Genomic DNA, 19,505 nt, shown 5'->3' on the forward strand with positions numbered 1-19,505 from the left:
CACCTCCGCCATTAATCCGAACACGTACTATCCGGATACGCAAGAGTTGGCGGGGAAGTTCCGGATCGTCCGAGCACGTAGCATTGCGACGGACGGAGCAGTGGGCACGGTCGAGGTGGGAGGAACGGGATGGGTGAGCCGGTGCGCGCGAGCCGACGTGAGCGGGGGGTCCCCGCCGTGACGCCGGCGCCGCCACCCGACCTGCTGGCCGCCCCGGGCTACGGCGCGCGCCGGTTGTACCAGGCCTACCTCGCCGCCTGGAACCGGCACGTGGACCCCGTGCTGACGGGCCCGCAATTCGCCGTGCTGTCCGCGGTCCGCGCCTATCCCGGCAGCGACCAGAGCTCACTGGCCGGCGCCGTCGCACTCGACACCTCGACCATGGCCGACCTCTGCCGCAGGCTGGAAAGCCGGGGACTCATCCGGCGCGTGGAATCCCCCCGCGACGCCCGGCGGAAGCTGCTGTCGCTGACCGAGGAGGGCCAGACCGTCCTCGCCCGGGTCAACCGCCGCGCGCGCAAGCTGGACAGGGCGCTCCTGGCCGGCGACGACATCGCGGACGACGTGGACATCGCGGCGCTGCTCAACGCGCTCGGCGCACGGTGGGAAGCGGTCGCCGCCACCGAAGATCTGCGGTGACGGCGTTCGCCGGGCCGCGGCGCCCCGGGCGGCTAGGGTGTCGGAGTTGAGCCAGTACTCCACGAACTTGCCGTTGTCCATCGGCAGGGTGTCGGTACCGGTGAAGGTGACGTTGGTGCCGGGCTGGGCCTCGGCGCCGGGGAAGCCGCCGGCGTAGGTGCCGGTGGCCGGCCGCCTCGGAATAGTCGCCGTTCCAGACGCGAAGCCAGGCGTCGAGCATCGCCTGGGGGCTGTTGGCGGGCGCCTGGTGGCTGTTCGCCGTAACGGGGTGCGCGGACGAGGTCGACGCTGCGACCGTCGTCGCGCCGATGGCCAGGACGGCCAGGGCAGCGGCGACCGGTGGCACGGGTTCGACCAGCGAGCGGAACGGTCCACGCCATTCCCGAAGAGCACCACCGGCCCTGGTGCCGCACGCCCAGTGGTGGGACAACGCCGACCGCACCCTTCCGCGGTCGCGTCAGCGTGGTGCGCGTTTGAGGGTGACCGAGCTGACCCGGCCGGCGAGTTCGGATGGGATCGCCCAGTCCCCGGGCGCTCCGCTGACGCAGTCCGCGTGCGCACGGGCCGCCTGCACGATCGCTTCGGCGTCCTCGGGTGCCAAGCCGGAAAATCGGACGCGTGCTTTGCCGGGTCCGTCGACGGCGACGACGCCGTCGCGGGGACAGCCGCCGAGGCATTGGACGAAGCGGACCTCGATCCCGGCCGTTGCGGGGTCGTCGGCGAAAGCGTTTTCGAGGGCCTTGCTGAATTCTCCGCTGCGGTGGTTGTCGTAGCGGGGGCAGGTGCGGCAGACGAGCAGCATGGAACCCCTTGGGGTGAGCGGTGGTCCGGTGGGGATCGGCCGGGCCGCCCGCCGTGGAGGCCGGGCGGCCCGGTGGACGCCGGGCGTCAGCGCTGGTCGGGGGTTTCCTTGTGGAACCGGCCGTCCTTCATGATGTAGTGCAGTTTGTCCTTGTCCTGCAGGACCGTGATGTCGGCGAGGGGATCGCCGTCGACGAGCAGCAGGTCGGCCCGGTAGCCGGGCTGGACCTTGCCCAGTTCGCCGGGGCGGAGCATGATCTCGCCGCCCAGGGCGGTCGCCGCCAGGATCGCTTCCATCGGGGTGTACTCGAAGCGTTCGACGAAGTGCTGCAGGTCGCGGGCGTAGGTGCCGTGCGGGGTCCAGGCGAAGCCGTAGTCGCCGCCCGGCAGCACGCGAATGCCGCGCCGGTGCATCTCGATCATCGCGGCGGTGGCCATCTCCAGCTCGCGCTTGTAGCCGGCGGCCTCGGCCGCTTCCTGCGGGTAGCCGAAGTCCCCGGCCTCGTAGAGGGTGGCGACCAGCCAGTTGACACCGGGCGCGACGAAGATCCAGTCCTTGGCGGCCTCGAGCATGTCCATGCCTTCTTCGTCGGTGAAGCTGGCGTGGTAGACGATGTCGACACCGTGCCGGACGCACATCTTGACACTCTCGGCGCTACGGGCGTGGGCACAGACCCGCTTGCCGCGCCGGTGAGCTTCGGTGACGGCCGCAGCGACCTCCTCGTCGGACATGTAGGTGTCCTCGGCGCGCTGGGTGCCGGTGATCTCCTCACCGGTCATCGACAGCTTGATCTGGTCGACACCGATCTCGATCAGACGGCGCACCGCTTTGCGCATCTCCTCCGGCCCGTCGGCGAACCAGGTGATGCCCTTGACCAGTTCCCCACCGGTGACCGCGATCTCCGGCCCGTTGGCGAGGTAGTGCGGGCCGGGAATGCGGCCGGCGTTGATCGCGTCGCGGCAGACGACGTCGAGGCGGTCCTTGGCGGAAGCCGCGCCGAGACACATGGTGTAGCCGGAATCGATGTACGAGCGGGCCGACTCGATCGCGAACAGCAGGTGCTCCTCGACCGGCAGTGCCGCGAGTCCGTCGAGGTCGCCGCTGTTGTTCCAGGTGAAATGCGTGTGCGCGTCGCACAGCCCGGACATCAGGGTGCGACCACGTCCCTCGATGACGCGGGCACCGTCGCCGGCTCCCGGCGCCAGGGCGCCGACCGAAACGATGCGGTCGTGGTCGATGAGCACGTCGCCGCGGTAGGGCTCGGCTCCGGTGGAGTCCAGAATGGACACGTCCTGGAAGAGGATCTTGCTGGCGGGGATGGACATGAGGACCTCCTCATCGTTGAGGGTCAGGGACTTCGTGGTGGACGATCAGAGGAACTTGGCCAGCAGCTCGGTCGTGTCGCCGGCGGCTTCGAGCGCGGTCCAGTGCCCGACGCCCGGCAGGACGTGCACGCTCGCGTCCCCGTGCTCGCGCGCCAGAGCTTCGCTGACGGCGGGCGGTCCGACCTTGTCGTCGGTTCCGGTGACCAGCAGCAACGGCAGAGTTCCCGGGATCGGGCCGGGCGCGGTCGCGGCGGCGAGGGCTTCGCAGTTGCGGGCGTAGCCCTCCGGGTCCTGACGCATCACGAGTTCGCGCACGAACGCGGCGACCTCGGGCTTGTCGCGGCGGGTGGTCTCGGACAGGGCGTTGGCCACCACGCCGGGGGCGACGGCTGCGGTCCCCCGCTCCCGCAGCACCGCAGCCCGGTCGCGCTGCGCCTGCCGGCCGGCATCGCCGGGTTCAGCCACCGCGCCCAGGAGAGCGAGCGCGCTGACCCGCTCCGGGTGCCGGGCGGCCAGGGCCCTGGCGACGAGCGTGCCCATCGAGTGGGCCACCACCGCGGCGGTGGGCACCTCCAGCGCGTCGAGGACCGCAGCGAGGTCGTCGGCGTGCGAGGTGATGCTGATGCCCTCGCGCAGGGCCGATCGCCCCGCACCGGCGGAGTCGACCCGGACGACCCGGAATCGTTGCGCCAGCGCCTCGGCCTGCACCTGGTAGAAGTTGGACGTCCCACCCAGACCGTGCACCATCAGCACAGCCGGGCCGTCACCGTCGACCTCGACCGCGAGGTCGGCACCGTTGATGTTCATGCGAAGACTCCTTCCTGGTCAGGCGATCCGGTTGCGGAGCTGGCCCAGACCCGTGATCGCGACCTCGACGACGTCCCCGCTGCGCAGGAACTTCGGCGGCTCGAACCCGATCCCGACGCCGGCCGGCGTGCCGGTGGCGATGATGTCGCCGGGCAGCAGGGTGATCCCCGCCGACAGCGTCGCGATCAGGTCGGGGATGTCGAAGATCAGGTCCTTGACCAGCGCGAGCTGCCGGTTCTCACCGTTGACGGTGGTCTCCAGCTCCAGCCCGGCCACGTGGGGGACCTCGTCGGCGCTGACCGCGTACGGACCCATCGGGCAATGGGTGTCCAGCGACTTGCCCAGCAGCCACTGCTTGTGGTCGCGCTGCAGATCCCGCGCGGTCACATCGTTGATGACGGTGTAACCCCACACGTGCTCGAACGCGTCCTCCCGGGCGATACCACGGCCTCCGCGGCCGATGATCACGCCGAGCTCGCCCTCGTAGTCCAGCTCGCGGGTCACCCCGGGGTGTGACTCGACGTCGTCGAACGGGCCCGTCACCGACGTCGTCGCCTTCGAGAACACGATCGGCTTTTCCGGCAGGGCCTCCGACCGGCTCGGCGTGTCGTATCCGCTGCGGCCGAACTCGGCCACGTGCTCGCGGTAGTTCTTGCCCACGCAGAACACGTTGCGCCGCGGCGACGGGATCGGAGCGCGCAACCGCACCGACTTCAGCGGCACCGCCGGGAGCGACCCCACCTGCTCGGCAACGAGGGGCCCCAGCTCTGCCCAGCGATCGATCAGCTGGAGCACCCCGGTTCCGGCGGGCAGTAGCTCGGTCACATCACGCACCACGCCGGCTTCGACATCCACGACACCGACCCGGTCGCGCGACCCGGAGGAGAAGGTCACCAGCTTCATCTCGAACCAATCCTGACCAATATGAACCAAATTTGACCAGGGTCACGCTACGCGGACGACAGGAACCTGTCGATAGCTGCGGCGGTTTTGCTCTCGATGGTCGAATTGGTTCGCATTGGTTCCGGCGCTGCGTTATGATCCGTCCATGACGACGGTCGAACACGCCCTGCGGGCCCTCGTGACCGAGGGCACCCGCGACGGCAGCCTCGGCCCCGGCGCCAAACTTCCCACCGAGCGCGCGCTCGTCGAACGCCTGTCGGCGCCGCGCAGCGCCGTGCGCCGCGCCCTCGAAGCCCTCGAACGGGACGGCCTGGTCGAACGTCACGTCGGCCGTGGCACCTTCCTCACCGACGCGATCGCCAGCCACGCCGAGTCCGCCCCCTCGGACACCAGCCCGGCCGAGATCATGCAGGTCCGGCTGCTGCTCGAACCCCAGGTGACCATCCTCGCCGCCCGCGTCGCGACACAGCTGGACCTCGACCGCATCGGCCAGGCGCTCGCCGCCGGCGGCAGCGCGAGCGACTTCGACGGCTTCGAGCGCTGGGACGCCACGTTGCACCGCTCCATCGCCATCGCCGCCCACAACGGGCTGCTCATGAGCATGTTCGAGGTCATGAACACCGCCCGCTCCCTGCCCGTGTGGGGAAACCTCAAGCGCCGCACCTCAACCCCCGAGCTGCGCGCCTGCTACCACCGCGAACACACCGACATCGTGGAAGCCCTCCGCGACCGCGACCCCGACGGCGCCGGCGCGGCCATGCGCCACCACCTGCAGCACGTCACCGACACCCTCCTCGGCCGAGGCTGACCGCCGGATACCCGGGTCAGGTCCAACCGACAAGCCGGACGGACCGACTCCGGGTCCCCCGGCGGCGGTGACGAGCGTTCAGGGCAGCGGAAGGCGCGGCCAGGCGCGGAGCAGGTTGTCGCCGCGGTTTCGCAGGGTGGGCCAGCACGGTCACGTTGTCGACCTCGGTCCGTTCGAGGGACGTAGGCTGTTCGAGCGTGGTCTTGGTGGTCTCGCGCAAGTAGGACGCCAGCCATGACCGACGTGAAAGCCGACGGCGAACCGCGCTGACGTTTCCATAGCCGCGGTCGTGCGGAGGCCATCGAACCGCCGCTGGCCGGCCCCGTCGCATTGGCCTCAGTCGAGCCATCCCTCCGTGTAGGCTCATGACGCGATAGGCCAAGGATCAGACGTCGCACGTTCAGGGGCGATCGAAGATCGTCTCGTCCACCCGCTTTCCCGTGGCCGCTTCGATTACCTGGAAGATGTACGCGTTCTCCGACATGCCCGCCTCACGCGCGGCCTGCGCGAAAGCCAGCCGATCACCGAGGCGGGCACTCCGCCGAGCGCCGCCTACCTCGCCGGATACGCGGAAACCGCGCCACGGTACGGGTTCAAGCCCTCACCGCCCGACTGGCCGCCCGGGTGCGGCTCGGCAGACGAGCGCCGGTGTCGAGGCAGGAGGCATGGCGGACTCGCTCGGTCAGGTATGGACCGATCACCCGCCCATTTCCGAGAGTGCGCGCTCCCGGTGCGTGTCGCTCAGCTTCCGGCTTCGGGTGGTGGCGCTTCCCAATTCCGGTCCGTCGTGGCGCGGCGGACCTTGAACTTCCAGCCATCGGCCGTACGCACGAGCGTGTCGTGGTACGTGCCCGTCAACAGGAACGCGTTGTCGCGCCTGTCCGTGGACCGTGTGTAGCTGATGACCGTGCACCATTGCGTCGCTTCGTCACCGTTCACGACGATCATCGGGTCCGTGGTCGTGTGGACGATCCGTCCGGCCCAGTTGAGGCAGTCTCTGATGAACGCCTCGCGACCGCGGTGGTCCTCGACCCCGTCGAGCACCATCACCCCGTCCTCGGTCCACGTGTCCGCGTAGGCCTCCGCATCACAATCGTCGAAGGTCTTGTTGTAGCGCGCCGTCAGCTCCCTGATCTCCGCTTTGTCGATCAGGTCGCGGAGCTGAGCGAACACGGCATCAGGCACCGGTGCCACAGCCATCTATCCAACCTTCCATGCTCGGAAAACGAAATCAGTGTGAGAACTCGAGTACGATCCGTCCGCGGGTACCACCCTTTTCCCGGTCGGCGTGCGCGACGCCGGCGAGTTCGGCGTCGCACACACGGCCACCCGCGGGGTCAGCACTCCAGCGGCAGCGAGGTCGCGCACTCGAGCAGGTCGCTGCGGCCGCGTTGCCCAGCGACGTGGACGTCGTGCTTGCCGATCCCGCATCCGGGGTCCGCTGCGCCCCCAGCGACCGCACCAGTCCGGCGGCACCACCACGGCCCGACCCGCCGGCACCACCACCTGCTCGGCGAAGCCGCCTGCCGGGGACTCGAACGGGGAAACGATCGCCATCACCCTGTCCCCGACGGACAGATCCACTCCCTCGCCGACCGCGTCGACGAGTCCAGCCACCCCCATGCCGGCGACGTGAGGCGGGCGCCCCTGGCAGGCGCCTCCGCGCGCACCCCGCCCACAGCACCAGATCCGCCGGGGTGACGGCCGCCGCCACCACCCGGATTCGCACCTCCCCGCGGCCCACTCCGGCAGAGGCGAGGTAGCCCCCGTCCACCGGCGACGCGGTTCCGGTGATGAACGACGATTCGTCACTGCCAGGAAAAGCACGGTGGAAGCGAGCTCACGGGCCCGGCCCCCACGATTGAGGCACTGGTCGTCGCGGCCGTATTCCACGGCGTAGCACATCCGCACCGAGATCGGCCAGCAACATCCCGGCAGTCCGGCCTGCCCGCGCGCCGGTCAGCTCGAGTACGTGCATGCCCGCGAGCGGACTCGTCTTCGCCATGGGGCCTCCTCGGCGTCGATGCCGATAGCCAGTTAACTTTCTCAGCTCTGATGTTGCAATAGTCGAATGACGTGATGTTCAGCCCCTGACGATGGATCCGCCTACGAGGCATCCGTCCTGAACGCCTGGTAACCATCGTGCCCCGGCACAACTCTCGCAGTCCGTCCATTTTGGGCGTTGACACCGGAGCGCACCCATGGCTAAATCTTCCCGAGGTAGCGTTGCACTCATCGTCACTGTCTGACAGGTAGTCGACCAATCCCCGTACGACGGCGCGTCCGTCGTGCTGCCTTGCTGTGCTCGGGTACCGCCTGAGCGTCGATGATCAGGAAGGTGCGCAATGAGGCGTGCAGGCCGTGCTGGGCTGATGATCGCGGTATTCTCACTGCTGGTCGCCGCGTGCGGCGGACCGGGTGGTGGCGCTTCGCAGCCGGGAGCGCTCAACCGGTCCGCCACGTTGAAGGTCGCCTGGTCCGCAGCCCCGGGCTCGCTGGACCCGCATCACACCCCGGTGCCCTCTGCCGCGTTTCCCTACCTCGCACCGGTCTACGACCGGTTGACCCGCCTCGCGGCCGGTCCAGAAATCGAGCCGATGCTGGCGACGTCGTGGCAGTTCGCACCGGACGGCAAATCGGTCGAGTTCAAGCTGCGCGACGGCGTCACCTTCAGCGACGGCGCCCCGGTCGACGCCGCGGCCGTCAAGGCCAGCCTCGACCGCGCGCGCACACCGGATGCCACGACCCGCACCGATCTGGCGATGGTCACGTCGGTCGACGTCGTCGACCCGCACACCGTGCGCGTCAGCGCCAACCGGCCCGCGGACGACCTGCCCGCGGTCCTGTCCGACACGGCGGGCAGCATCATCAGTCCCCGTGCCATCGACTCGCCGGATCTGGCGCAGCACCCGGTCGGATCGGGTCCGTACCAGGTCACCGCGGTGCGCAGCGGGGATCGGGTGACCTACACCCGGCGGGACGGCTACTGGGATCCCGACGCGCAGCGGACCGCAGGACTCGAGGTGGTAAGCGTACCCGACCCGAACGCACGACTCGCCGCGCTGCGCTCCCGGCAGCTGGACATGGTGCTCACCGACCTGACCCAGGGACCCGAGGTGGCACATCTGGGATCCGGGTTCTCGTCGCACCTGTTCGCGCCCTCGCGCGTCTACGGGATGATCCTCAACACCAGCGCGCCGAACCTCTCCGACGTCCGAGTGCGCCAGGCCCTCGGGATGGCGGTCGACCGCAAGGTCATCAGCGAGACGCTCATGAAGAACTCGTGCGCGCCGACGACGCAACGGCTGGCGGCGCCGGGCAGCCAGGGGCACGTTGCCGACCTTCCCGATACACCCGCGCCCGACCTGGCCGGTGCGCGCGCCCTGCTCGCCCAGGCCGGTGTGCCCTCCGGCTTCACCATGACCGTCCTCGTCGGGACCGGGCTGCAGCCCCAGAACGACCTCGCTGTGGCGCTGCAGAACCAGCTCGGCCAGATCGGCGTGCGGCTGAACATCCAGCCGATGGAAATCACCCAGGCGCAAGCGAAGTTCGGACGCGGGCAGGCCGACGGGCTGGTCCACGCGCAAATCACCTCGGCGACGCCCGCGCTGACTCTGCGCGACAACTTCCTCAACCAGGCGCGGTTCCCTGGCGCGCTTCCCGCGGGCCTGGCCGACACCGTGAACCAGGCGTTCGATCCCTCCCTCGACGCCGCGGCCCGCGACCGGTTGCTGCAGCAGGCGAACCGGACGATCTCCGAGCAGGCACTGGTCACGTTCGTCTGCGCCTCCGGCGCGTTGTTCGCCTACTCCAACAAGGTCGACGGTGTGGAGCAGATGGCGCACGCGGACGTGGTCGGCACCTTCGACGTTCGCGGACTCGGCATCCGCGGCTGATCGACCGCGCAACTCTTGAACGCCGGCAACCCGGCACAGACAGCAGTTCCGATGGTGTGGGGGTTATACACACGATGCGCAACCACTGCCGCCGATGGAAACTCGGCCTCGCACTCGTCACGGTCGTGACCGTGCTTCTGTGCGCATGCGGCGGGAACGGCGGGAGCCCGGCCGGCGGAGCTGCGGACCCGAACGCGACGCTCCGCTTCGGCTACACGGTCACCCCGACGGGCCTCGACCCGCACGTCGCGCCCTCGGTGATCGCCCAGACGCCGTACCTGTTCCCGCTCTACGACCGGCTGACCCAGATCACCGCCGGGCCCAAGCTCGAGCCCATGGTGGCGAAGGCGTGGACGTTCGCTCCGGACGGCCGGTCGGTCACCTTCGCACTGCGCGACGACGTGAGCTTCCACGACGGCACCCCGCTGCGGGCGGACGCGGTCAAGGCCAGCCTGGACCGGGCGCTCACACTGCCCGCCTCCACCGTCAAAAGCCAGCTCTCGATGATCAGCGCGGTGACCGTCGTCGACCCCCTGACCGTCCGGATCGACACCAACCGCTCCGCCCCGGACCTGCCCTACGCGCTTTCGGCCACCGCGGGCTCCATCATCAACCCGAAGTCGATCGGCCGCCCCGACCTCGACCGGGTCCCGGACGGTTCGGGGCCTTACGTCGCGGAGTCGGTCCGGCTCGGTGACGGCGTCACCTACAAGCGAGCGCCGTCGTACTGGGATCCCCGGGCGATCAAGCTCGCGGGCCTCGAGATCCGTGGCATCACCAACGACAACGCGCGGCTCAGCGCCCTGCGCTCGGGCGAGATCGACGCGATGCTGTCCAAAGTCGGCCAGTACGACAAGGCGTCCTCGCTCGGGCCCGGCTTCGCTTTCCACTCCTATCCCGCCGCGGCGACATACGCGATCTTCCTGAACACCGCGCACCCCGTTCTCGACCGGGTGAAGGTTCGCCAGGCCCTGAACTACGCGATCGACCGGGACGCGCTCAACCGCGCCGTCCTGGCCGGGCAGTGCCCGCCCAACGGGCAACCGCTCACCCAGGTCTACCAGGGCGCCGGGTACCTCCCGAGTCCGCCCGTGACCTACACCCACGACGTGGCGAAGGCGAAGCAGCTGCTCGCCGAGGCGGGCGTGCCGGACGGCTTCGAGATGAAGATGCTCGTCGCCGCGGGCCTGTCACCGCAGGACCGGATGGCGCCCGTCGTGCAGGCGCAGCTCGCCGAGATCGGGGTCAAGGTGACCATCGACTCCCAGGACGCCGTCCAGGCGTTCGCGATGTGGAAGCCCGGCACCACGGCCGATGCCTACCTGCAGACGCGCACGGCGGGGCCGACCGGGGCCATGACCCTGCGGGACAGCTACCTCCTGCCGGGACGCTCGCCGGGGCCGATGCCCGGCGGCTTCGCCGACGCCGTCACCGCGGCCTTCGACGCCGGGTTGTCCGCCGACCAGGTCGACCACACGCTGCAGACGGCTTCCACCCTGGCCGTCGAGCAGCCACCGGACGTGTTCCTGTGTGCCCTGCCCACGCAGGTGGCCTACCGCAGCGGAGTCGTCGGCATGGACTCCATGGGCCAGTCGGATTTCCAGGGTGTCGTCGACCTGCGTTACGTCGGCATGACGAAGCGCTGAGGAGAAAAACCCCGATGATGAGCGGAAAAGCACAACCGCACTGGAGATCCACGATCTCGCGGTGGAGTTCCGGACGGAGCGCGGCTGGGTGCGCGTGGTCGACGGGGTGGACCTGACCGTCGGCCGCGGCGAGACCGTCGGGCTCGTGGGTGAATCGGGGTCCGGCAAGACGGTCACCTCGCTCGCGGCGATGGGCCTGCTGCCTCGTGGGCAGCATCGGATCCCCCAGGGCACCATCCGGCTCGCGGGGCGCGACCTGATAGGCCTGTCCGAGCGCGCGCTCGCCGACCTCCGCGGGGACCAGGTCGCGATGATCTTCCAGGAGCCGCGGCGGAGCCTCGATCCCGCCTTCACCGTCGGCGACCAGATCGCCGAGGTGTTCCGCCGGCATCGCGGGCTGTCCCGCCGGGCCGCGCTGGGGGAGGCGGCGGCGATGCTGGACGCCGTCGGCATCGCCGACGCGGGCAAGCGGGTACACGACTACCCGCACCAGTTCAGCGGCGGCATGTGCCAGCGCGTGATGCTGGCCATGGCACTGGCGTGCCGCCCGACCCTGCTCATCGCGGACGAGCCGACGACCGCGCTCGACGTGACCGTGCAGGCCGAGATGCTGCGGCTGATGAACGAGATGCAGGCCGAGCTCGGGGTATCGATCCTGTTCATCACACACGATCTCGGTGTGGTCGCGGAGATGTGCGACCGGGTCGCGGTGATGTACGCCGGGCAGATCGTCGAATCCGGCGTCCTGGAGGAGCTGTTCCACCGTCCCCACCACCCCTACACCGAGGGGCTGCTGGCGGCCATCCCGGACCACACAGCACCGGGCGAGCGACTGCGTTCGATCCCGGGCGCCGTACCCGCACCGTGGGCCCTGCCGCGGGGGTGCCGGTTCCATCCGCGCTGCGACTACGCGGTCGCGGGCCGGTGCGATGCCGGGAGCAACCCACTGCACGCCGGCCCCGACGAGCGCCCGGCTCGGTGTGTCCGGCTCGGCGAGCTCGACCTCGCGGGGGTGCCGCAGTGACCCCGCTGGTGGAGGTTTCCGGGCTGGGCAAGAGCTATCCGGCGCGACGGAACCTGCTCGGCCGGGTCGTCGAGCGCACTCACGCCGTGCGGGACGTCGGGTTCACCGTCGGCGCGGGCGAGACGCTCGGCATCGTCGGCGAAACCGGTGCGGGCAAGTCGACGGTCGGCCGCATGGTGCTGCGCCTGATCGAGCCCGACACCGGTTCGATTCGGATGTTCGGTCAGGACGCGCTGGCGCTCAAGGGGTCCGGCCTGCGTACCATGCGCCGCCGGGCGCAGATGATCTTTCAGGATCCGTTCTCGTCGCTGGATCCGCGGATGGTCGTGCGGGATCTGATCGGCGAGTCGCTGACGGTGCACGAGGGGTTGAAAGGTCGAAGGCGCGACGCCCGCGTCCTCGACCTGCTGACGCGGGTCGGGATGCGCGAGGATCACCTCGACCGGTATCCGCGGGAGTTCTCCGGCGGGCAGTTGCAGCGCATCGCGATCGCACGGGCGCTGACCACCGCGCCGGACTTCATCGTGTGCGACGAACCGGTCGCCGCGCTCGACGTCTCCATTCAGGCGCAGGTGCTCAACCTGTTACTGGATCTGCAGGCCGAACGCGGCATCGGTTTCCTGTTCATCTCCCATGACCTCTCGCTGGTACGGTTTCTCGCGCACCGCACGATCGTCATGCGCCACGGTGAGATCGTCGAGCAGGGGCCGACGGAACAGCTGTTCTCCGATCCCCGGCATCCCTACACCCAAGCGCTCGTCGCGGCCATCCCCTCGGCGCGCCCGCGACGCCGGCAGGCCCGCCAGGAGGCAGCGGAGGCAAAGCACAAGACCACGGAACCACAGGACGACCCGGCCGTCGGATCGGAGGTCTGACCGGTGCTGCGCATCGTCGTGCGACGGATCCTGTCGGCCATCCCGCTGCTGATCGTCCTGAGCTTCTTCGTCTTCGTCCTGCTCGATCTCATGCAGGGCAACGCCGCCGCGGCCGCGGCGGGCGAGAACGCGACGCCCCAGGACATCGCGGCCGCGGAGACCCGGCTCGGCCTCGACAAGCCCCTCCTCGTGCGATACTGGATCTGGCTCACCCACGCCATCCGTGGCGACCTGGGCACCTCGCTGACGTCCAGCCAGTCGGTCACCAGCCTGATCACCGAGCGCATCCCCATCACCCTGTCGCTCGCCCTGGTCACCCTGGTGATCGCGGTGCTGGTCGGTGTCCCGGCAGGCGTCACGGCCGCGTTGCACGCGAACCGCCTGCTGGACAGGGTGATCACCGCGATCACCTCCGTCCTGATGGCGGTGCCGCCTTTCGTCATCGGGCTGGTGCTGGTGCTGGTGTTCGCGATCAGCGCGTCGATGCTGCCGGCCACGGGCTACAGCCCGATCGGTGAGAATGGCTTCGGGGACTGGCTGAGCCATCTCCTGCTCCCCGCGCTCGCCCTGGCCGCGATCTCCGGTGCCGAGGTGGCCCGGCAGACGCGGGCCGCGATGGCCGACACCCTGGGCCAGGACTTCATGCGGACCGCGCGCTCAAAGGGCCTGCGCGCCCCCGTGATCATCGGCAAGCACGGGCTGAAGAACGCGGGCGTCCCGATAGTGACGATCGTCGGCTTGCAGGCGAGCCGGATCCTCGCGGGCTCGGTCACCATCGAGTTCGTCTTCGCGTTGCCGGGCTTCGGCAGTCTCGCGGTCACCGCGGTCAACCAGCGCGACGTTCCGGTGATCCTCGGCGTGGTCATGGCCAGCGCGGTGGCCGTGCTGATCGTCAACCTGATCGTCGACGTGTCCTACGGCTATTTCAACCCGAGACTCCGGCGATGACACCAAGCCCGAACCGCTCGGCGAGGAGCAGGCGATGACCCAGACCTCCACCACCGCGCCCACGCCTGCCGAGGCCCCCCTCGCAGGCAGACGACGGCGTGCGGGCCGCACCGTGCGGCAGCTTCGACGCAACCGCTCGGTGATGATCGCGCTGGGCTTCCTGGTACTCGTGGCGCTGGCCGCGGTACTGGCACCGGTGCTGGCCCCGGCCGATCCGGCCGCCCAGGACCTGGTAAACCAGCTCCAGGGCCCCAGCTCCGCGCACCTGCTCGGCACCGACAACTTCGGCCGGGACGTGTTGGCCCGCGCCCTGTTCGGCGCACGGGTCACGCTGCTCGCGGTGATCCAGGCGCTGGCCATCGCCGGGGTGGCGGGCATTCCGCTGGGGCTGGTCGCCGGGTTCGCCGGCCGCTGGGTGGACGCGGTGCTCAGCCGTATTTCGGACGCGCTGCTCAGCCTCCCGCCGCTGATCCTCGCGCTGGCCATCGTCGGGATCCTCGGCCCGGGTCTGACCAACGTCATGATCGCTATCGGGGTCGTTCTCGCGCCGCCGCTGTTCCGCCTGGCCCGCGGTGCCGCGCAATCGATCACGAGGGAGACCTTCGTCGAGGCGTGCCGGGCGATGGGCTACTCGCCATGGCGCATCGTGTGGCGGCACGTGCTGCCCAACGCCAGCTCGCCGCTGCTGGTCCAGCTGACGTTCTCGGCCGGCGTGATCATCATCGCCGAAGCGAGCCTGAGCTTCCTCGGGCTCGGCGTCCAGCCCCCCGACGCGAGCTGGGGAACGATGCTGCGGGACGCGTTCGACGCGATCTACGACTCGCCCTGGTTCATGGCCGCCCCGGCCGTGCTGATCGTACTGACGATCCTGGCCTTCGCCGTCCTCGGCGACGGCCTGCGGGACGCGCTCGAAGGCCGCGGCATCACCACCGACCGCGGACCCCGGGGCGTCCGCCGACTCGTCCGGATGGCGACCACCCGCGGCCACCGAGCACAACCTGAACCCGGGGAGGACAAGACACGGACAGCACCGTGAATGCGAACCGTCCGCCGACCTTCGACCCCGCGTCCGGTCGCCCCTCGCGACGGCTCCTCGGCCTTGATGCGCCGCTACGATCCCAGTCACGTCGGGCCCCGGGATCGACTCACCTTCTGGTGAACGCGCTGCCGCCGGCCGCTCGCTGATCCTGACCTCCACCCGGCATGGGTTGGGGAACAGCGGATACCAGTTCGGGTCGGCTGCCCGAGCGGTTGGTCATGTTGCCGGCGTTGTCGGTGTCCCAGTAGTGACCGCGGCAGACATGTGCGCTCCGTCCTCAATTCTCGCCCGCGGGCGCGGGGACGTCCTCGAGGATGTGGGCATACCGCTTGCGCGCCGCCTCCAGCTTCGGCGGGATGTGCTCGCTCGGGAACAGGCCGTCTGCCGGCTCGGCAGTCTTCAGCAGGCCCTTCGCGACTGTGAACCGGTGCACCTCGGTCGGTCCGTCCGCCAGGCCCATCACCGGGACGTGCTGCCACCAACCGGCCAGGGGGAGCTCGCCGGTGGTGCCGAGCGCCCCGTGGATCTGGATCGCCCGGTGGATGATGTCGTGGTAGACCTTCGCCATCGCGACTTTCGAGGACGCGATCAGTGAGCGCGCCGAGCCGTGCGGTTGCGTGTCGATCGTCCACGCGGTGTAGAGCACGAGCAGTCGCAGCTGGGTCAGCTCGATCGAGGAGTCCGCGATGAACGCCTGCACCGCCTGCGTGTCACCGAGCCGCCGGCCCTGGGTCCGCCGCGAGACCGCCCGCTCCACCATCATGTCGAGCGCCCGCTGACACTTGCCGACGGTGCGCATGGCGTGGTGGATCCGGCCGCCGCCCAGGCGGGCCTGGGCCACCGCGAAGCCGCCGCCCGGCCGGCCCAACATGGCGTCGGCGGGGACACGGACCTGGTTGTAGCGGATGTAGGCATGACTGCCCTCATCGAGCGAGGACCGCTCCCCCATGGTCGCGACGTTGCGGACGATCTCGACGCCCGGCGTCTCGGCAGGCACGATGAACATCGACATCCGGCGGTGCGGCGCGGCCTCGGGGTCGGTCACCGCCATCACGATGAGGAAGGACGCGTAGCGGGCGTTCGACGAGAACCACTTCTCCCCGTCGATGACCCACTCATCACCCTCCTGCCAGGCGCGGCACACGAACTCCTTGGGGTCCGCCCCGGCCTGGGGCTCGGTCATCGAGAAGGCGGAGACCAGGTCGCCGTCGAGCAGCGGCTGCAGGTACTGCTTCTTCTGCTCGTTCGTGCCGAACATGGCGAGGATCTCGGCGTTTCCGGTGTCCGGCGCGGCGGTGCCGAAGACCGTGGGGGCCCACAGCGATCTGCCGAGGATCTCGTTGAGGAGGGCGAGCTTTACCTGCCCGTAGCCGTGACCGCCGAGTTCCGGACCGAGGTGGCAGGCCCAGAGGCCCTGCTCCTTCACCCTCTCCCGCAGCGGGCGCAGGATCGCGCGGGACTTCTGGTTGTGCACGTCGAACGGGTCACCAGAGTGCGGGAAGAGGAGGTCCAGGGGCTCAACCTCCTCGGCGACGAACCGGGCCGCCCAGTCCAACTTGGTCTGGAACTCCGGCTCCACACTGAAATCGAACACCATCGTCCTCCTCGGTCAGCGGCCGGCGGTCAGCTGGGCGTGCGCCACGGCGAGCAGCGACGGGACGCCCCGGCGCGACTTGTCGATGGCGGGCCCGTCGTCGCCGCGCTTCTGGGCGTTCTTCACCAGGAGTGCCGACGCGGACGCTTGCTTGTACCGCGCGAGCGCGTCGAACCAGGGCAGATCCGGTACGGCAGCGCCGCTCGCCTTCTCGTAAACGGCCTGCAGCTCGTCGGGGTCGAGGCTGGGCGCCTGCGGCGCGAGGATCGTCGGGTGGCCGGGATCCGACATCAGCCGCATCCAGGCCAGGTCCAGCCGCGGATCGCCGACGGACCAGATCTCCCAGTCGATGACCGCGCGGATCTCGGCCCCCACGCACTGCATGTTGCCGAGCCGCCAGTCGCCGTGCAGCACCGAGGGCCGCGCGGCGTCGGGGATCGTGGCCGACAGCAGCCGGAAGCACTCCGCCTCCAGCCGAGCGGCCTTCTCCTCGAGCGTGCAACTCTCGAACGCCGCGCGCCAGCGGCCCAGCTCGCCGGCCAGAGTGCCGGGCGCGTCGCCGAGACCGAGCGACTGCGGGTCCGCGGCGTGCAGGCAGGCGAGCATCTCCGCGGCCGCGGCGGCGCGGGCGCGCACGATCTCGGCGGCCGGGCGGTCGGTGTCGGGGATGTCGACGTGCCGGGGCTCGTAGCTCTCCCCCGGTACGAACTCCATGACGAACAGCGGCGGGACGTTCGGCGGGTCGCCCGCGTCCTGGCCGTAGACCTCCGGCACGGCGACACCTTCGACCGGACCCAGCGCGGACAACAACCTGGCCTGCCGCAGCACGTCGCGGTTGCGCACCGGGGCGAGCCCACCCGGCGCCACCTTGACCACGACGGTCTTACCGCCCCACGCCGCGGAATACGTCAGGCTGGACCGTCCGCCCTTGAGTTCCCTCAGCCCGGTCACGTCACCACCCAGGGCACGCGCCGTGCGATTCAGCACGTCGTCGGGATCGGCCGTCCCGATCGCGACCGCCGGTCGATGGCCACCCCCGCGCCTCTTCGTCATCGCCCTCCTTCAGGTCGTGGGTCGCGCCGCGAGCCGGAAACACCGTCGTCGGCCGACTTTTCTGGACCCGAGAGCCCATCTTAGGCGATGATGCATCAGTCAATGAACATTTGTTTCACGGCCGCCGCGCTGTCAGTGACGGAATGATTCTTATTGACCAGCTGTGCAGTAAGTGTATGTTGTGTCTGGACGAAAGCCCTCAAGGCGGAGGAGACCCATGGCGGCCAAGGACGGTATGCCGATGACACGTCCAACCTTCGACCGTTCGATCTCGAGCTCTTGCGCATGGCGCCCGAGGAACTGACCAGTGTCATCGAGATCGTCCCGTGGGAGCCCCGCGGCTACGGGGGCGGGTACCTCGTCATGCGGCGCGCGGAGAACGGCCGACCGGTGGTGACCGCACGTGGTTAGCCCCGCGGCCGACTCGGAGGCCGCAGCGTTCTACGACCTCGCGGCCACCGCTTGCGCCGTCCGACGGTTCCGGCCTGATCCGGTGCCCGATGACGTCCTCGCCCGTTGCCTGCGCGCCGCAACGTGGGCACCGTCGGGCAGCAACGCGCAGCCCTGGCGGATGTGCGTGCTCCGCTCGCCCGAGGTTCGGCGGATCCTCGGCCCCGCGTACCGGCGCGGCTTCGCCGACCTGATCGAGCGGTACGGCACGGACCTCGACCGGGACACCCGAGCCGCCCGCACGGGCCGGGCCACGCGGGACATGGTCGAGAACTTCGAGGCCGTCCCGCTCTACGTGCTGCTCTGCCTGCGGGACCACCGCGGCGATCGCGGTCCGGCGGCGCACCGCTCCCCCGACCACATCGTCGGGGCGTCGGTGTTCCCGGCGATGCAGAACCTCATCCTGGCCCTCCGCGCGGAGGGGCTGGGCACTGTGCCGACCACCTGGTTCCGGCACTGCGAGGAGGAGCTACGGGCCAAGATCGGCATCCCGGACCACTGGGAACCAGCCGTGCTGCTCCCTGTCGGCTACCCGAGGGGCAGACACGTGCCGGTCCGCCGCCGCCCGGTTGCCGACATGGCGTGCGACGAGCGGTGGACCACGCCGTTCCAGGCCGGCTCTGCTCGAGAATGATCGGAAGAGGCATGCGCGCAGTCACCATCTCCCCCGGTTCCGTCCGCCTCGAGGACCTGCCCGCCCCGGGCGGGGCGCTCGCGCCGGGCGAAGCGCTGGTCCGGGTCACCGGTTGCGGAGTCTGTCGTACCGACGTCGAACTGGCGGCCGGTTGCGCCCTGCCCCCTGGCGTCGGCTACCCGCTGCGGCCCGGGCATGAGGTCGCAGGGATCGTGCAGGCGATCGGGCCGGCCGAGGACCCCTCGCTCAGCACGGGCGAGGGCCCGCTGCCCGAGGTGGGCGACGTGGTCGTCGTTCATCCGATCCTCAACTGCCGCGCCTGCGCGGCCTGCCTTGGCGGAAACGACAACCTCTGCAGCCGCGGGCAGGTCCTCGGCTTGCACCGGCCAGGTGGGATGGCCGAGTTCTTGGTGTGGCCCCTCAGGCGCATGGTCCGGACCACGCTCGCCGACTCCGCGAGCGCCGCGATCCTCGCCGACGCGGTCGCCACCGCCCACCGCGCCATCACTCAAGCCGGCGTGACCGAGGGCGGCACCATGGTGGTGCTCGGCGCGGGCGGCCTCGGTACGCAGGTCCTGCAGCTCGCCCCAGTCCTGGATCCCACCATCCGCCTCACCAGCGTGGTCCGGTCGGAGTCCACCGCGAATCGAGTCGCCGCGACCGGCGTGCGCACCCTCATCGGCATCGACTCCGCCGTGCGCGAATTGCGCACGATCAATCCGAACGGCGCCGACGCGGTCCTGGACTTCACCGGCGAACCCACGGCACCCGAGCAGGCGATGCGCATGCTGCGGCCGGGCGGGCGCCTGGTGCTGGGCTCCGTCCTGGACAAGGGCCTATCGGTCAACGCCCTGCGACTGCTGACCCGTGAACTCGAGCTCGTCGGCTCGTCCAGCTCGACGCTGGCGGACCTGCGCGCCGTGGTGCGACTCGCCGAAGAGGGCGCGCTGGACCTGCGGACCTCGGTGAGCCACCGGCTCTCTCTGGACGAGGCCGAGGAGGCCATCGCCATGGTCGAGCGACGCGACGCGAACATCGTGCGGGTCGTCCTGACCGCCTGAA

20 protein-coding genes are annotated in these 19,505 nt (G+C 70.0%); 11 read left to right on the top strand and 9 right to left on the bottom strand.

All coding sequences use genetic code 11. From position 1 onward, the window contains the following. Nucleotides 1-129: 129 nt before the first annotated feature. Complete coding sequence (locus FB470_RS33195; RefSeq protein ID WP_306998033.1) at nucleotides 130-639, top strand: MarR family winged helix-turn-helix transcriptional regulator; 510 nt, start codon at nucleotides 130-132, stop codon at nucleotides 637-639. Nucleotides 640-1,096: 457 nt separating this feature from the next. On the opposite strand, the gene FB470_RS33200 is transcribed toward FB470_RS33195, so the two are convergent. The 4 genes from FB470_RS33200 to FB470_RS33215 all read right to left on the bottom strand — a co-directional run bounded on the left by FB470_RS33200 (nucleotide 1,097) and on the right by FB470_RS33215 (nucleotide 4,476). Beyond that, the gene (locus tag FB470_RS33200) at nucleotides 1,097-1,441 is read right to left on the bottom strand and encodes a DUF1636 family protein (protein ID WP_306998036.1); all 345 of its coding nucleotides are present in this window, start codon (nucleotides 1,439-1,441) and stop codon (nucleotides 1,097-1,099) included. Nucleotides 1,442-1,527: 86 nt separating this feature from the next. Beyond that, nucleotides 1,528-2,766, bottom strand: coding sequence for a metal-dependent hydrolase family protein (locus FB470_RS33205; protein ID WP_306998038.1), 1,239 nt, complete (start codon nucleotides 2,764-2,766; stop codon nucleotides 1,528-1,530). A 45-nt stretch (nucleotides 2,767-2,811) separates the two neighbouring features. Then, nucleotides 2,812-3,573, bottom strand: a complete 762-nt coding sequence (locus FB470_RS33210; protein ID WP_306998040.1) for an alpha/beta fold hydrolase — start codon at nucleotides 3,571-3,573, stop codon at nucleotides 2,812-2,814. A gap of 18 nt (nucleotides 3,574-3,591) precedes the next feature. Then, a complete protein-coding gene (locus FB470_RS33215; RefSeq protein WP_306998042.1) occupies nucleotides 3,592-4,476 on the bottom strand; it encodes a fumarylacetoacetate hydrolase family protein in 885 nt (294 codons plus the stop codon). A gap of 145 nt (nucleotides 4,477-4,621) precedes the next feature. Between FB470_RS33215 and FB470_RS33220 the strand changes: the two genes are divergently transcribed. Continuing rightward, the gene (locus FB470_RS33220; RefSeq protein ID WP_306998043.1) at nucleotides 4,622-5,284 is read left to right on the top strand and encodes a FadR/GntR family transcriptional regulator; all 663 of its coding nucleotides are present in this window, start codon (nucleotides 4,622-4,624) and stop codon (nucleotides 5,282-5,284) included. A 741-nt stretch (nucleotides 5,285-6,025) separates the two neighbouring features. Here FB470_RS33220 and FB470_RS33225 read toward each other — a convergent pair. Genes FB470_RS33225 through FB470_RS33230 form a run of 3 tightly spaced genes read right to left on the bottom strand, consistent with a single transcriptional unit; the run spans nucleotide 6,026 to nucleotide 7,289 of the window. After that, entirely contained in the window at nucleotides 6,026-6,484 is a 459-nt protein-coding gene (locus FB470_RS33225; protein ID WP_306998045.1) for a nuclear transport factor 2 family protein, read from the bottom strand. Next, a complete protein-coding gene (locus FB470_RS35895) occupies nucleotides 6,485-7,189 on the bottom strand; it encodes an alcohol dehydrogenase catalytic domain-containing protein (RefSeq protein WP_370876634.1) in 705 nt (234 codons plus the stop codon). Further along, a complete protein-coding gene (locus FB470_RS33230) occupies nucleotides 7,125-7,289 on the bottom strand; it encodes a CoA transferase (protein WP_306998047.1) in 165 nt (54 codons plus the stop codon). The genes FB470_RS35895 and FB470_RS33230 overlap by 65 nt, the downstream gene beginning before the upstream one ends. Nucleotides 7,290-7,656: 367 nt before the next feature. Here FB470_RS33230 and FB470_RS33235 point away from each other — a divergent pair, with 367 nt between their 5' ends. The 6 genes from FB470_RS33235 (at nucleotide 7,657) to FB470_RS33260 (ending at nucleotide 14,709) form a co-directional block, all read left to right on the top strand. Next, nucleotides 7,657-9,180 (top strand): ABC transporter substrate-binding protein, encoded by a 1,524-nt coding sequence (locus tag FB470_RS33235; protein WP_306998049.1) that lies wholly within the window; start codon nucleotides 7,657-7,659, stop codon nucleotides 9,178-9,180. A gap of 125 nt (nucleotides 9,181-9,305) precedes the next feature. Then, nucleotides 9,306-10,826, top strand: a complete 1,521-nt coding sequence (locus FB470_RS33240) for an ABC transporter substrate-binding protein (protein WP_306998051.1) — start codon at nucleotides 9,306-9,308, stop codon at nucleotides 10,824-10,826. A gap of 61 nt (nucleotides 10,827-10,887) precedes the next feature. After that, complete coding sequence (locus tag FB470_RS33245; protein WP_306998053.1) at nucleotides 10,888-11,850, top strand: ABC transporter ATP-binding protein; 963 nt, start codon at nucleotides 10,888-10,890, stop codon at nucleotides 11,848-11,850. Beyond that, nucleotides 11,847-12,725, top strand: a complete 879-nt coding sequence (locus FB470_RS33250; RefSeq protein WP_306998055.1) for an ATP-binding cassette domain-containing protein — start codon at nucleotides 11,847-11,849, stop codon at nucleotides 12,723-12,725. The genes FB470_RS33245 and FB470_RS33250 overlap by 4 nt, the downstream gene beginning before the upstream one ends. 3 nt (nucleotides 12,726-12,728) lie before the next feature. After that, nucleotides 12,729-13,673 (top strand): ABC transporter permease, encoded by a 945-nt coding sequence (locus FB470_RS33255; RefSeq protein WP_306998057.1) that lies wholly within the window; start codon nucleotides 12,729-12,731, stop codon nucleotides 13,671-13,673. Nucleotides 13,674-13,707: 34 nt separating this feature from the next. After that, entirely contained in the window at nucleotides 13,708-14,709 is a 1,002-nt protein-coding gene (locus FB470_RS33260; protein WP_306998060.1) for an ABC transporter permease, read from the top strand. 280 nt (nucleotides 14,710-14,989) lie between these two features. Here the strand turns inward: FB470_RS33260 and FB470_RS33265 are convergent, their stop codons facing one another. Both FB470_RS33265 and FB470_RS33270 read right to left on the bottom strand, forming a co-directional pair. Continuing rightward, nucleotides 14,990-16,309, bottom strand: a complete 1,320-nt coding sequence (locus FB470_RS33265) for an acyl-CoA dehydrogenase family protein (protein ID WP_442320441.1) — start codon at nucleotides 16,307-16,309, stop codon at nucleotides 14,990-14,992. 12 nt (nucleotides 16,310-16,321) lie between these two features. After that, nucleotides 16,322-17,359, bottom strand: a complete 1,038-nt coding sequence (locus tag FB470_RS33270; RefSeq protein WP_306998062.1) for a phosphotransferase family protein — start codon at nucleotides 17,357-17,359, stop codon at nucleotides 16,322-16,324. 285 nt (nucleotides 17,360-17,644) lie between these two features. Between FB470_RS33270 and FB470_RS33275 the strand changes: the two genes are divergently transcribed. Genes FB470_RS33275 through FB470_RS33285 form a run of 3 tightly spaced genes read left to right on the top strand, consistent with a single transcriptional unit; the run spans nucleotide 17,645 to nucleotide 19,504 of the window. Beyond that, the gene (locus FB470_RS33275) at nucleotides 17,645-17,770 is read left to right on the top strand and encodes a hypothetical protein (protein WP_306998064.1); all 126 of its coding nucleotides are present in this window, start codon (nucleotides 17,645-17,647) and stop codon (nucleotides 17,768-17,770) included. Then, nucleotides 17,763-18,443 (top strand): nitroreductase family protein, encoded by a 681-nt coding sequence (locus tag FB470_RS33280; protein WP_306998066.1) that lies wholly within the window; start codon nucleotides 17,763-17,765, stop codon nucleotides 18,441-18,443. The genes FB470_RS33275 and FB470_RS33280 overlap by 8 nt, the downstream gene beginning before the upstream one ends. Further along, nucleotides 18,404-19,504, top strand: coding sequence for a zinc-dependent alcohol dehydrogenase (locus FB470_RS33285; RefSeq protein ID WP_306998068.1), 1,101 nt, complete (start codon nucleotides 18,404-18,406; stop codon nucleotides 19,502-19,504). The genes FB470_RS33280 and FB470_RS33285 overlap by 40 nt, the downstream gene beginning before the upstream one ends. The last annotated feature ends 1 nt before the right edge of the window (nucleotide 19,505 follow it).

The sequence above is a fragment of the Amycolatopsis thermophila genome (assembly GCF_030814215.1).
Lineage (GTDB): Bacteria > Actinomycetota > Actinomycetes > Mycobacteriales > Pseudonocardiaceae > Amycolatopsis_E > Amycolatopsis_E thermophila.